Consider the following 12636-nt stretch of genomic DNA (forward strand, 5'->3'; position numbering starts at 1 on the left):
GCATCCGGGATACCCGTGCGTCTCGTGGGCTCGGAGATGTGGATAAGGGACAGCCTGGGCCCAGGCCGCCCCGGCGCCGTCCGCCAGCGGCCAGCCCAGTGCGGCCCTGAGCGAAGCCCAGGCACGGGCGGCCGCCGAGCGGATCCTGACCACGATCCGCCAGGGGGACGCCCAGGCCCGTTTCGAGCAGTTCTCCCCGGCCCTGCAGAGCGTCAGCAGCCCCCGCATGGTGGCCGCCACCATGAAGACCCAGCCGCGGCTGCTGCGCTGGGCCATCCGTAGCATCCAGCCCGGCTTCGACTCGAGCACGGTCGAGGCCACCCTGTTCACCAGCGCCGGCGAGCGCGACCTGCTGATGGTGATCGACGGCCAGGGCCGGATCGATGGTTACCACTTCAACGTCACCGACCAGCCGGCCGAGAAGGTGGTGCGGGACTTCATCACCGCCCTCTCCAGCGGCCACTTCATCTCCGCCAGCAGCTTCCTGTCGCCGCTGATGCAGGAGCAGATCCCCCAGGGCCAGCTGCAGCAGAAATGGCTCAACCTGCAGCGCATCACCGGCAATTTCGTCCGGGTGAAGCGCATCAACCGGGCTGAAAGCACACCGGAGATGCGCCTGGTGATCGTCAACACCGAGTTCAACCGTCTGACCGACAACCTCTTCGTCACCCTGGATGCCCAGAACCAGATCATCGGCGTGGATTTCCCCACCGATCCCTCTCCCCCCTCACCGCCGCGCTGAGCCGGCCCTCCCACCGACGTAAGCTCCCGGCGCATGCACGCCTCCTCTTCCATGGCCCTGCCCAGCCTCGAATGGATGGTTGAGGATGCCCGCCGGCTGGCGGAATGCCGCCACGACCATCCCTTCTCCGTGCTCGGGCCCCAGCCCCTCGATGACAGCGGCTGGGTGGTGCGGGTGTGGATGCCGGACGCCCACACGGTGGAGCTCCTCCACGGCGGCGAACGGCTCGCCATGGCCAATCCCCACCATCCCTGGATCTTCGAGACTCGCCTCGAGACCGATCCCGGCTGCGGCTATCGCGTCCATGTGAGCCGCGGCGGCATCGAGCACGAGCAGCACGATCCCTGGGCCTTCCGCCACGAGTGGATGGGGGAACTGGACCGTCATCTGTTCGCCCAGGGGAATCACCACCACATCTGGCGGCGCATGGGCGCCCATGTCCTCGAGCGCGACGGCGTCGCCGGGGTGCAGTTCTGTCTGTGGGCCCCCAATGCCCGCAGCGTCGCCCTGCTGGGTGACTTCAACGGCTGGGATGGCCGCCATCACCCCATGCAGCAGCGTCTCGGGGGGATCTGGGAGCTGTTCGTCCCCGGCCTGGGCGCCGGCCAGATCTACAAGTACGAGGTGCGGGCCCAGAACGGCCACTGCTACCAGAAGGCCGACCCCTACGGTTTCCGCCACGAGATCCGGCCCAACACCGGTTCGGTGGTGGCCGAACTGGGCCGCTACCCGTGGAACGACGGCGCCTGGATCGAGGAACGCGATGGCCGCGATCCCCTGCCCCAGCCCATCGCGGTGTACGAGATGCACCTGGGCAGCTGGATGCATGCCGCCGCCGACCAGCCCTTCCTCGAAGCCGACGGCCGCCCCCGGCCCCCGGTGCCCGCCGCCGATCTGAAGCCCGGCGCCAGGCTGATGACCTATCCGGAACTGGCCGACAAGGTCATCCCCTACGTGAAGGCCCGCGGCTTCACCCACATCGAGCTGATGCCGGTCTCCGAGCATCCGTTCGACGGCTCCTGGGGCTACCAGGTCACCGGCTGGTACGCCCCCACCAGTCGCTTCGGCAGCCCGGACGAGTTCCGGGCCTTCGTCGACCGCTGCCACACCGAAGGCATCGGCGTGATCCTCGACTGGGTGCCCGGCCACTTCCCCAAGGATGGCCACGGTCTGGCCTTCTTCGATGGCGCCCACCTCTACGAACATGCCGATCCCCGCATCGGCGAGCACAAGGAGTGGGGCACGCTGATCTTCAACTACAGCCGCAACGAGGTGCGCAACTTCCTCGTCGCCAACCTCATCTACTGGTTCGAGGAGTTCCACATCGACGGCATCCGCGTCGATGCCGTGGCCTCGATGCTCTACCGCGACTACCTGCGTCCGGATGGGCAATGGCTGCCCAACGACCATGGCGGGCGGGAGAACCTGGAAGCGGTGCGCTTCCTGCAACAGGCCAACCACGTGCTGTTCCAGCACTTCCCCGGTGCCCTGTCGATCGCCGAGGAATCCACCACCTGGCCGATGGTGACCCAGCCCACCGACATGGGCGGCCTGGGGTTCAACCTCAAGTGGAACATGGGCTGGATGCACGACATGCTCGATTACTTCGAGCTGGATCCCTGGTTCCGCCAGTTCCATCAGAACCACGTCACCTTCTCGATCTGGTACGCCTTCACCGAAAACTTCATGCTGGCCCTGAGCCACGATGAAGTGGTGCATGGCAAGAGCAACCTGCTCCACAAGATGCCCGGTGACGACTGGCAGAAATTCGCCAATGTGCGTGCCCTGCTGGCCTACATGTGGACCCATCCGGGCAAGAAGACGATCTTCATGGGAATGGAGTTCGGCCAGCGGGCCGAATGGAACGTCTGGGGCGATCTGCAGTGGGAGCTGCTCCAGTACGAGGCCCACCAGGGACTGCTCAACCTGGTCGACGACCTCAATGTCTTCTACCGATCGGAGCCGGCCCTCTGGGGCGACGACTTCGATCAGTACGGCTTCCAGTGGATCGACTGCAACGACAACCGCCACTCGGTGATCAGCTTCATGCGCCGCGACAGCGGCAGCGGCCGCTGGGTGGTGGTAGTGGCCAACTTCACCCCCCAGAGCCATTCCCATTACCGAGTGGGCGTCCCCCTGGAGGGCTTCTACGCCGAGGTGTTCAACACCGACAGCAGCCGCTACGGCGGCAGCAACCTCGGCAACCTGGGCGGCCGTTTCACCGATGCCTGGGCCATCCACGACTACGAGAACTCCCTGGAGCTCTGCCTGCCGCCCCTGAGCGTGGTGGTGTTCCGTCTCGACGAGTCCCGCAGCCTGCAGCGGCCGGCCATCGACGAGGGCTGAGCGCCCCGGGGCCGCCCATGCCACGACTGGTGACAGGAGCGGCCGGAGGCCGGGGGTGCTCGGTTAGGTTTCGCCGTTGACCTTCCGACCGGCCCCATGAGCGAATCCGCCCCCCTGCTGCTGCGCGCCGCCCGAGGTGAGCAGGTGGAGCGGCCTCCGGTCTGGATGATGCGCCAGGCGGGCCGCTACATGAAGGTGTACCGCGACCTGCGTGACCGCCATCCCGGCTTCCGCGAGCGCTCCGAGAACCCCGATCTCTCCTACGAGATCTCGATGCAGCCCTTCCACGCCTTCCGTCCCGACGGCGTGATCCTCTTCTCCGACATCCTCACGCCCCTGCCGGGCATGGGCATCGACTTCGACATCATCGAGAGCCGGGGCCCGATCATCGAGCCCGCCATCCGCAGCCAGGCCCAGGTGGACGCCCTGCGGCCCCTCGATCCAGCCGAAGCCCTGCCCTTCGTGGGCGAGGTGCTGGGGCGGCTGCGGGCCGACGTGGGCAACGCCGCGGCGGTGCTGGGCTTCGTCGGCGCCCCCTGGACCCTGGCCGCCTATGCGGTGGAGGGCAAGAGCTCCAAGACCTATTCGGTGATCAAGGCGATGGCCTTCCAGGAGCCCGCCCTGCTGCACCAGCTGCTGGGCCACCTGGCCGATTCGATCGCCACCTATGTGCGCTACCAGATCGACAGCGGTGCCCAGGTGGTGCAGCTGTTCGACTCCTGGGCGGGCCAGCTGAGCCCGATCGACTACGACGTGTTCGCCGCCCCCTACCAGAAGCGGGTGATCGACCAGGTGAAGGCCACCCACCCCGACACCCCCCTGATCCTCTACATCTCCGGCAGCGCCGGTGTGCTGGAGCGCATGGCCGCCACCGGGGTGGACTTCATCTCCCTCGACTGGACCGTGGACATGGCCGACGGCTGCGCCCGCCTGCCCCAGCACCTGGGCGTGCAGGGCAACGTGGATCCCGGCCTGCTGTTCGGCACCCCCGAGGCCATCCGCGAGCGGATCCTCGACACGGTGCGCAAGGCCCGCGGCCGTCGCCACATCCTCAACCTGGGCCACGGCATCCTCCCCGGCACCCCGGAGGACAACGCCCGCGTCTTCTTCGAGACCGGCAAGGCCGTCAACGAGCTGCTGGGAGCCGCTGTTTGAGCGCCCCCACCTCCGGGCCCCAGCGGATCCTGATCACCGGCGCCAGCGGCTGCGTCGGCCAGTACATCGCTGAAAACCTGCTGGCCAACAGCGACGCTCACCTGCTGCTGCTGCTGCGGGATCCCACCAAGCTCAGCGCCGTCCCCGCCGACCACCCCCGCATCACCCTGCTGGTGGGCGATCTGCGCGAGCTGGGCCCCCACGCCGCCGCCATCGCCAGCGCTGACCGGATCATCCACACCGCCACCGCCTGGGGGGATCCGGAGCGGGCCCAGGCGGTGAACGTGGTGGCCGTCAAGGAGCTGCTGCGGCTCACCGACCCGGCTCGCCTGCAGCAGGTGATCTACTTCTCCACCGCCAGCATCCTCGATCGCCGGCTGCAGCTGCTCCCCGAAGCGATGGCCTACGGCACCGAGTACATCCAGACCAAGGCCACCTGCCTGCAGGACCTGGAGCGCCACCCGCTGGCGGAACGGATCGTGGCCGTGTTCCCGACCCTGGTGTTCGGCGGCGCGGTGGCGGGCACCGATCCCCACCCCACCAGCTACCTGACCGCCGGGCTCAAGGAGGCCTTCGGCTGGCTGTGGCTGGCCCGCTGGCTGCGCACCGACGCCAGCTTCCACTTCATCCACGCCGCCGACATCGCCACCGTCTGCGCCCACCTGGCCACCACCCCCCACGGCCCCAATCCCGAGCCGGACCAGGGTCCGGTGCGGCGGCTGGTGCTGGGTCAGGCGCCGATCACGATCAACGGCGCCGTGGCCTCCCTGTGCCGCTGGCGGCGGGTGTGGGTGCCGCCGGTGGGGATCGACCTGCGCGGCTGGCTGATCGAGGGGCTGATCAAGCTGCTGCGCATCGAGGTGAATGCCTGGGACCGTTTCTCGATCCGCCAGCGCCACTTCGTGCACCAGCCCGTCAGCCCGCCCGAGCGCTTCGGCCTGGTGAGCCTCGCCCCGAGCCTCGAGGCGGTGCTGGAGACGGCGGGGGTGCCGCACCGGGGCCGGATCGGGGGCAAGCGCCCCACCTGAGCCGGCCCCGGGCCGCCCCCCGGACGCCGCCATGAATTGTTGCGAATCTGTCAGGACGCTGCACCGGGACACGGCCATTGCCTAATTTGTGCCGGTTGCAAGTGCTTTCCGGCACCCCCCTTCGCGCCCTCCCATGCGTCGTCTTCTTTCCCTCTTCGCTCTCTGCCTGGCGCTGGTGCTGGGTGCCGCCCCGAGCTTCGCCGCCGATGTGGCCCATGGCGGCCAGATCTTCTCCGCCAACTGTGCCGCCTGCCACATGGGCGGCGGCAACGTGGTCAACGCCGAGCGCACGCTCAAGGCCGATGCCCTGGCCTCCTACCTGGCCAACTACGACGGCGGCCACGAAGCCGCCATCGCCTACCAGGTGACCAACGGCAAGAACGCCATGCCCGCCTTCGGCGGCAAGCTCAGCGAGGGTGACATCGCTGATGTGGCGGCCTACGTCGAAGACATGGCCTCCAAGGGCTGGGCCTGATTCGCTTCGGATCCTTCCCATCCAGCGACGACCCCCCCCCCAGATCGTCCAGAGCCCCGGCAGTGCCGGGGCTTTTTCATGGCTCAGCTGAGGGCGCGGCGGGCGGCCAGCACCGCCAGGTAGAGCTCCTCGGGCACCTCGCGGATGTCGTACTCCGTCGGCAGCATCCCGTGGACATGGCGGTGCACCACCCGCCAGCAGTCCCGCTCCGGCTCCGCAGCCCCACCCAGGGTCAGGGACGCTCTGGCGAGCTCGGCCACCAGGGCTTGGTCGTCGGCGTGAGAGGGCATGGCTGACAGGAGGGCTGCAGAGGCGAGAATGGGGCGCAGCCGACCTCCCATCATGGCGATCCCCACCTCCGCCGGGCTGCGGGCGGGCCTGCCAGGGGGCCTGCTCTCGGCAGCAATCCCCCTGGCCCTGCTGGCCGCCGTCGTGGCGCCCTCCGCGGCCCCCTCCCTGGCCCAGGGGGTGACCCCCAACCAGCCCCTGGCGATCGAGTCCGCGCCCGGGCTGTCGCCTCCCCCCTGCCGGCTGCTGGTGCCCAGAAGCGAAGCGGTGCTGCAGCCGCTGCGGATTCATCCGGCCCAGGTGGCCCAGAAGAACAGCCTGGGTTGCCTCTCGGCAGCCGATGCCCTCTACGGCCCCGACGGCTGTCCCACCCAGCTCTGCGGCCAGCAGCGCGGCTTCCAGGTGCCCATGCCGGAGTTCGTGGGCCCCTAGCTCCTGAGCCCCCGCCGGGCGGTTGGCCACCCCTGGCGGTACGGCCCGCCCACCCCCGTGGAGGAGGGCCGAACGCCGCGGTTCGGTCCTCCCCCTCGGCCGATCCCGACAGGATTCATACGTTGGCTTCAGTCACCGTCCGCAGGGAGAACGTCAACCATGCATCCCACCGCCGAACTGTTCACCGAAAAGGCCTGGGGCGCCGTGGTCGCCTCCCAGCAGCTGGCCCAGCAGCGGCGCCAGCAGCAGATGGACAGCGAGCACCTGTTCGCCGCCCTGCTGGCCCAGCAGGACCTGGCCAGCCGGATCCTGGAGAAGGCCGGCGTGGATCTGGGCGTCCTGGGCCAGAAGCTGGAGGCCTTCATCGCCGCCCAGCCCAGCCTGGCCACCGCCCCCGACAACGTCTACCTGGGCAAGGGGCTGAACGCCGTTCTGGACCGGGCCGATGCCCTCAAGCAGGACTTTCAGGACAGTTACATCGCCGTGGAGCACCTGGTGCTGGCCCTGGCCGGCGATGACCGCTGCGGTCGCCAGCTCCTGTCCCAGTCGGGCGCCGATGGGGCGAAGATCAAGGAGGCCGTTCAGGCCGTTCGTGGCAGCCAGCGTGTGACCGACCAGAACCCGGAGGGCACCTACGAATCCCTCGAGAAATACGGACGGGATCTCACCGCCGCCGCCCGGGAGGGCAAGCTCGATCCGGTGATCGGCCGCGACGAGGAGATCCGCCGCACCGTGCAGATCCTCTCGCGCCGCACCAAGAACAACCCGGTGCTGATCGGCGAACCCGGCGTCGGCAAGACCGCCATCGTCGAGGGGTTGGCCCAGAGGATCGTCAACGGGGACGTGCCCACCGCCCTGCAGAACCGGCAGCTGATCGCCCTCGACATGGGCGCCCTGATCGCCGGCGCCAAGTACCGCGGTGAGTTCGAGGAGCGCCTCAAGGCCGTGCTCAAGGAGGTCACCTCCAGCGAAGGCCAGATCGTCCTGTTCATCGACGAGATCCATACCGTGGTGGGGGCCGGCGCCACCGGCGGCGCCATGGACGCCAGCAACCTGCTCAAACCGATGCTGGCCCGCGGCGAACTGCGTTGCATCGGCGCCACCACCCTCGATGAGCACCGCCAGCACATCGAGAAGGACCCGGCCCTGGAGCGCCGCTTCCAGCAGGTGTTCGTCGACCAGCCCACCGTGGAGGACACGATCTCGATCCTGCGGGGTCTCAAGGAGCGCTACGAGGTGCACCACGGCGTGCGCATTGCCGACAACGCCCTGGTGGCCGCCGCCGTGCTCAGCAGCCGCTACATCGCCGATCGCTTCCTGCCCGACAAGGCCATCGACCTGATGGACGAATCGGCGGCCCGCCTGAAGATGGAGATCACCTCCAAGCCGGAGGAGATCGACGAGCTCGATCGCCGCATCCTGCAGTTGGAGATGGAGAAGCTCTCCCTGGGGCGGGAATCGGATCCCGCCAGCCGTGATCGGCTCGAGAAGCTCGAGAAGGAGCTGGCCGATCTGGGCGAGCAGCAGAGCAGCCTCAACGCCCAGTGGCAGAAGGAGAAGGGTTCGATCGACGAACTCTCCGCCATCAAGGAGGAGATTGAGCAGGTGCAGCTGCAGGTGGAGCAGGCCAAGCGCAACTACGACCTCAACAAGGCGGCCGAACTGGAGTACGGCACCCTGGCCGAGCTCAACAAGAAGCTGGCCGCCAAGGAAGGCGAACTGAGCGCCCATTCTGGCGAGAAGAACCTGCTGCGCGAGGAGGTCACCGAGGACGACATCGCCGAAGTGATCGCCAAATGGACGGGGATTCCGGTCAGCAAGCTGGTGCAGTCGGAGATGGAGAAACTGCTCCATCTTGAGGACGAACTGCACACGCGGGTGATCGGCCAGGAGCAGGCCGTGACGGCGGTGGCCGATGCGATCCAGCGGTCGCGGGCGGGCCTGTCCGACCCCAACCGTCCGATCGCCAGCTTCCTGTTCCTCGGCCCCACCGGCGTGGGCAAGACCGAGCTCTCCAAGGCGCTGGCGTCCCAGCTGTTCGACAGCGAGGAGGCGATGGTGCGCATCGACATGAGCGAATACATGGAGAAGCACGCCGTGTCCCGGTTGATCGGAGCCCCTCCCGGCTACGTGGGCTACGAGGAGGGCGGCCAGCTCACCGAGGCGGTGCGGCGCCGTCCCTACGCCGTGATCCTCTTCGACGAAGTCGAGAAGGCCCACCCCGATGTCTTCAACGTGATGCTGCAGATCCTCGATGACGGCCGCGTCACCGATGGCCAGGGCCGCACGGTGGATTTCACCAACACCGTGTTGATCCTCACCAGCAACATCGGCAGCGCCTCGATCCTCGATCTGGCCGGCGATCCGGCCCGCCACGGCGAGATGGAGAAGCGGGTGAACGAGGCCCTGCGGGGCCACTTCCGCCCCGAGTTCCTCAACCGGCTGGATGAATCGATCATCTTCCACAGCCTCAAGGCCGAGGAACTGCGCCAGATCGTGGAGCTGCAGGTGCAGCGCCTGGCCCGGCGGCTCGAGGACAGGAAGCTGGGCCTGGAGCTCAACGGGGCTGCCCTCGACTGGCTGGCCGCCGTCGGCTACGACCCGGTCTACGGCGCCAGGCCCCTCAAACGGGCCATCCAGCGCGAGCTGGAGACGCCGATCGCCAAGGCGATCCTGGCCGGCACCTTCCTGAGCGGCACCACGATCGCCGTGGACGTGGAGCATGAGCGGCTGCGCTTCCGCCCGGCCGAGCCCTCCCGGCTGCCCGCCCTCGTCTGAGGGATCAGGCGGCCAGCGCCGCCACCAGGGAGGGGTTGGCGTACCAGCTGAAGGTCCCCTCCCTCACCGCCGTGACGCCCAGTTCGGCCCGCAGGTCCTCCAGGTCCTGGCCCATCCGCTCCTCCCAGATCACCGGGAACAGCGGCTGGGCCTCGACGCCGATGTGCAGCCCTTTGCTGATCATGCCGAAGGCGTAGCTGGCGGTGCGGGCCTGCTCGGCCGGGGTTTCCAGTTCGTCGATGGGCGTGTCGTTGCGGAACCAGTTGAGCAGCAGGGCCATCAGATCGGTGAAGGCCAGCCCCGGGTGGGCGAACTGGGCCACGCTCATGCTGATGACACCGAGTTCGCCGAAATTGTCGAGGCTGAAGCCACTCACAATGTGATGGATGTCGTGGGTGGCGTAGACCCGGTAGTTGATGTAATCGGCGTCGGTTTCCAAGTTGGCGTAGAACTCGGGTTTGGGGAAGAAATTGATGTCGTACCCCATCGTCTCCAGCACCGTGGCGTAGGTGTGGCCCAGGGTTCCCTTCGGCAGCGCCCGCAGGGCAGCCGCGTCATAGGGCCCGCTGAGCCGCCGCTGCTCGATCAGGGCCGCGGCGGCCGGATCCCGCCCCAGCAACGCCCGGCACACCTGCATCGGCCGGGACTGGCGCAGCCGGTGGGAGAGCAGGAAGACGTTGTTGGCCGAGGCACCGGCGCCGGCGGCCAGATCGGCGAGCTCGAGAAACGCATGGATGTTCTCCTTGGTGGCGATCCGATCGAGGTAGCGAAAACCCATGGGGCGCTGCAGGGCGGGGGGAGGCACCCACGAAACCTAGACACGCCGCCCGAGCCGGCCCAGAACAGCCTCAACCCACGAGGACATCAATCCGGCGGGCCAGTTCCACATCGAGGCTCGACAGTCCGCCGGTGTCGTGGGTGGTGAGGTTGATCGTCACCCGGTTCCAGACGTTGCACCACTCGGGGTGATGGCCCATCGCTTCAGCCGCCAGGGCCACCCGGGCCATGAATCCGAAGGCGGCGGAGAAATCAGCGAAGCGCAGTTCGCGGTGCAGCTTGCCCTCCCGCAGCGTCCACTGCGGCAGCTCGGTGGGCAGGGCGGCGATCTGGGCGGGGGTCAGGGGCTTGGCGGCCATGGTGGTGGGGAGCAAGGGGTCATTCGCCCAGCAGATGCAGGCTCAGGCTGCGGCGATGGGGTCGGGCCCGGTGCTCCCACAGATACACCGCCTGCCAGGTGCCGAGCAGCAACCGACCGGATTGGAAAGGGAGCACCAGGCTGGTGCAGGTCAGGGCGGTGCGGATGTGGGCGGGCATGTCATCGGGGCCCTCGTCATCGTGGACCCAGGGGCGCCGCTCCCCCTGGCCGCTGAGGGGCCGCACCCCTTCCGGGGGTACCAGGGCCCGCAGAAAGGCGGCAAGGTCCACCAGCACCCTGGGGTCGGCGTTCTCGTTGATCGTCAGGGAGCAGGAGGTGTGCAGGCTGGCGATGGTGGCGGTGCCGAGCACCAGGCCGCTGGCGGCGATCAGGCCGTTGAGGGGCCCGGTGATGTCATCGAAACCCTCCCCTTGGGTGGACACCTCCAACCGGCTCAGGGTCTGGCGCAGCATCGGTTCCTCCTGGTGCCCTTCAGCTGGCGACGGGGACGGGAGCGGCGGAACGCAGCGCGTCGATCGTCGTCAGGCGGCAGGCCTGGGGGTCCCAGAGGATGTAGCTGAAGCAGCCGGGGATGTCGGCCAGCGACAGCCGCCGCACGCCCGAGAGCAGGTGGGCATTGTGCTCGTGGCAGGCCCGCAGCCGGTAGTTGGGGATCTTGGACGACAGGTGATGGATCGCGTGGCAGCCGATGTCGGCGGAGAACCAGTTGAACAGGGGCGGCAGCTCCAGGTCGCTGGTGCCTTCCAGCACCCCGGTCATCTCGCTCCAGCCGGCGGTGGCGTGGGCGTAGGAACCGGGGAAGTTGTGCTGCACGAAGAAGATGCAGATGAAAATCGCCGCCGCGCAGGCCATCACCGGCGCGTAGATCGACCAGAACACACCGGCGCCGAGCCAGCGGGCCATCAGCCACCAGGAGCCGATCACAGCCACGTTGTTGGCCAGCAGATGGCGGAATTCCCCCTGGGTGTACCAGTGCCTGGAGCGATAGCTGGCCAGGATCTGGCCCAGGCCCATCCGCTGCGGGCTGCGCAGACAGGCCAGCAGGTGGGGGAAGAATCCCGCCAGCCCCAGCAGCAGCGCCACCCGGGGCTTGATCACCAGGTAGAAGAAGCCTCCGGGGAACAGCATCAAGGGGTGGCGCAGCACGCCGTAGAACCGCTGCTGGCCGGGGCTGAGGGCGGCAAAGGCCCCCGTGGTGACCAGGGCCGAAGGTCCCTGGTACTTCTCCCAGTCGCCGTTGTGGCGGTGGTGGTAGGCGTGGCCACGGGACCAGGGGTACTGGGGAATGGCACTGATCACGCCGAGCAGGAAGCCGAACACCTGGTTGGCCCGCCGGCTGCGGAACAGGGAGTCGTGGCCGCAGTCGTGCATCAGCGAGAAGCAGCGGGCCAGCAGCAGCACCATGACGACCATGGTGGGGATCAGCAGCAGGGGAGCGTGATGGAGGCTCCAGTCGGCGACCCACCACAGGGCCGCGTAGGGGATCACGGTGTTGGCGATCTGCCAGGAGCCCCGCAGATTGGAGCTGTCCATGAAGGACTTCAGCTCAAAATCGCCCCGCCTGGGCTGACCCACCGATGGCCTGGAGCCAGCGTCCGCATCAGGGGAAACGGGCGGTGTGCTATCGGACAGGGTGGCGGAAGGGAAGCCCTGCGACAATGCAAAACCTTTGCTATGTCGAACGATCCTAGTCAGCGAGGGGGCCATCTGTTTGCCCTCGATGCGAAAGGAATCTGAATAAGATCTGCATTGGAACTGCTGCACCAAGGTGAGCGACCTGATCGTGGTGGGCAGTGGCCTGGGCGGTCTCTGCGCCGGCGCCATCGCCGCCCGCCACGGCCTTGAGGTGCTGGTGCTCGAGGCCCACACCACCCCTGGCGGTGCCGCCCACGGATTCCGGCATGGACCTTTTCATTTCGAATCGGGCCCGTCGCTCTGGAGCGGCCTGGGCCACTGGCCCAGCACCAACCCCCTGGCCCAGGTGCTGCGGGCGGTGGGGGAAACCCTGCCCGTGGCCAGCTATCGGGACTGGGGGCTGCTGCTGCCCGAGGGGTCCCTGCGGGTGGGGGTGGGGCAGGCCCCCTTCCTGGCCCTGCTGCGCGAGCTGCGCGGCACCGCGGTGGCGAACGAGTGGGACGGTTTCCTCACGGCCCTGAGGCCCAGCTGCGAGGCGGCCCGCTCCCTGCCGTTGCTGGCCCTGCGGCCCGGGGCGGGTCTGGCCACCACCCTCGGCGGC

13 protein-coding genes are annotated in these 12636 nt (G+C 68.2%); 8 read left to right on the forward strand and 5 right to left on the reverse strand.

The features are described from left to right. The first annotated feature begins 226 nt into the window (after positions 1-226). From VB737_RS11375 to VB737_RS11395, 5 genes are all read left to right on the forward strand, one after another. Entirely contained in the window at positions 227-742 is a 516-nt protein-coding gene (locus tag VB737_RS11375) for a DUF3887 domain-containing protein (protein ID WP_500313051.1), read from the forward strand. A 51-nt stretch (positions 743-793) separates the two neighbouring features. Next, on the forward strand, positions 794-3088 hold the full coding sequence (gene glgB, locus VB737_RS11380) for a 1,4-alpha-glucan branching protein GlgB (protein WP_500313053.1): 2295 nt from the start codon (positions 794-796) through the stop codon (positions 3086-3088). A gap of 96 nt (positions 3089-3184) precedes the next feature. Beyond that, positions 3185-4243, forward strand: a complete 1059-nt coding sequence (gene hemE, locus VB737_RS11385) for a uroporphyrinogen decarboxylase (protein WP_254948792.1) — start codon at positions 3185-3187, stop codon at positions 4241-4243. Next, a complete protein-coding gene (locus VB737_RS11390) occupies positions 4240-5271 on the forward strand; it encodes an NAD-dependent epimerase/dehydratase family protein (RefSeq protein WP_323243194.1) in 1032 nt (343 codons plus the stop codon). Before hemE ends, VB737_RS11390 begins: the two co-directional genes overlap by 4 nt. Before the next feature lie 133 nt (positions 5272-5404). Next, positions 5405-5746, forward strand: coding sequence for a c-type cytochrome (locus VB737_RS11395; protein ID WP_500313056.1), 342 nt, complete (start codon positions 5405-5407; stop codon positions 5744-5746). An 83-nt stretch (positions 5747-5829) separates the two neighbouring features. Here VB737_RS11395 and VB737_RS11400 read toward each other — a convergent pair whose 3' ends face one another. Beyond that, a complete protein-coding gene (locus tag VB737_RS11400; RefSeq protein ID WP_323243192.1) occupies positions 5830-6036 on the reverse strand; it encodes a DUF8662 family protein in 207 nt (68 codons plus the stop codon). Between the two features lie 52 nt (positions 6037-6088). Between VB737_RS11400 and VB737_RS11405 the strand changes: the two genes are divergently transcribed. Beyond that, positions 6089-6466: a hypothetical protein gene (locus tag VB737_RS11405; RefSeq protein ID WP_500313057.1), complete on the forward strand. Its 378-nt coding sequence runs from the start codon at positions 6089-6091 to the stop codon at positions 6464-6466. A gap of 159 nt (positions 6467-6625) precedes the next feature. Beyond that, positions 6626-9244, forward strand: a complete 2619-nt coding sequence (clpB, locus tag VB737_RS11410; RefSeq protein ID WP_500313059.1) for an ATP-dependent chaperone ClpB — start codon at positions 6626-6628, stop codon at positions 9242-9244. 4 nt (positions 9245-9248) lie between these two features. Here clpB and VB737_RS11415 read toward each other — a convergent pair whose 3' ends face one another. The 4 genes from VB737_RS11415 to VB737_RS11430 form a co-directional block, all read right to left on the reverse strand. Next, positions 9249-10022, reverse strand: a complete 774-nt coding sequence (locus tag VB737_RS11415) for a Coq4 family protein (RefSeq protein WP_500313061.1) — start codon at positions 10020-10022, stop codon at positions 9249-9251. Between the two features lie 70 nt (positions 10023-10092). Then, the gene (locus tag VB737_RS11420; protein WP_323243198.1) at positions 10093-10380 is read right to left on the reverse strand and encodes a 4a-hydroxytetrahydrobiopterin dehydratase; all 288 of its coding nucleotides are present in this window, start codon (positions 10378-10380) and stop codon (positions 10093-10095) included. Positions 10381-10399: 19 nt separating this feature from the next. Next, a complete protein-coding gene (locus VB737_RS11425; protein ID WP_500313063.1) occupies positions 10400-10852 on the reverse strand; it encodes a secondary thiamine-phosphate synthase enzyme YjbQ in 453 nt (150 codons plus the stop codon). Positions 10853-10871: 19 nt separating this feature from the next. Further along, positions 10872-11933 (reverse strand): fatty acid desaturase, encoded by a 1062-nt coding sequence (locus VB737_RS11430; RefSeq protein WP_500313065.1) that lies wholly within the window; start codon positions 11931-11933, stop codon positions 10872-10874. A gap of 235 nt (positions 11934-12168) precedes the next feature. On the opposite strand from VB737_RS11430, the gene VB737_RS11435 reads away from it, so the two are divergent. Beyond that, on the forward strand, positions 12169-12636 hold a 468-nt coding region (locus tag VB737_RS11435), incomplete at its 3' end, for an NAD(P)-binding protein (protein ID WP_500313067.1).

It is taken from the genome of Synechococcus sp. BA-120 BA3 (assembly GCF_034931285.1).
GTDB lineage: Bacteria > Cyanobacteriota > Cyanobacteriia > PCC-6307 > Cyanobiaceae > Cyanobium.

What these genes read in the sequence shown, in the direction of transcription:
- VB737_RS11375 (WP_500313051.1), top strand. Translation starts at nt 227, where the DNA reads ATGGTGGCCGCCACCATGAAGACCCAGCCGCGGCTGCTGCGCTGGGCC.
- VB737_RS11400 (WP_323243192.1), bottom strand. Translation starts at nt 6,036, where the DNA reads ATGCCCTCTCACGCCGACGACCAAGCCCTGGTGGCCGAGCTCGCCAGA.
- VB737_RS11405 (WP_500313057.1), top strand. Translation starts at nt 6,089, where the DNA reads ATGGCGATCCCCACCTCCGCCGGGCTGCGGGCGGGCCTGCCAGGGGGC.
- glgB (WP_500313053.1), top strand. Translation starts at nt 794, where the DNA reads ATGGCCCTGCCCAGCCTCGAATGGATGGTTGAGGATGCCCGCCGGCTG.
- VB737_RS11420 (WP_323243198.1), bottom strand. Translation starts at nt 10,380, where the DNA reads ATGGCCGCCAAGCCCCTGACCCCCGCCCAGATCGCCGCCCTGCCCACC.
- VB737_RS11425 (WP_500313063.1), bottom strand. Translation starts at nt 10,852, where the DNA reads ATGCTGCGCCAGACCCTGAGCCGGTTGGAGGTGTCCACCCAAGGGGAG.
- clpB (WP_500313059.1), top strand. Translation starts at nt 6,626, where the DNA reads ATGCATCCCACCGCCGAACTGTTCACCGAAAAGGCCTGGGGCGCCGTG.
- VB737_RS11395 (WP_500313056.1), top strand. Translation starts at nt 5,405, where the DNA reads ATGCGTCGTCTTCTTTCCCTCTTCGCTCTCTGCCTGGCGCTGGTGCTG.
- hemE (WP_254948792.1), top strand. Translation starts at nt 3,185, where the DNA reads ATGAGCGAATCCGCCCCCCTGCTGCTGCGCGCCGCCCGAGGTGAGCAG.
- VB737_RS11415 (WP_500313061.1), bottom strand. Translation starts at nt 10,022, where the DNA reads ATGGGTTTTCGCTACCTCGATCGGATCGCCACCAAGGAGAACATCCAT.
- VB737_RS11430 (WP_500313065.1), bottom strand. Translation starts at nt 11,933, where the DNA reads ATGGACAGCTCCAATCTGCGGGGCTCCTGGCAGATCGCCAACACCGTG.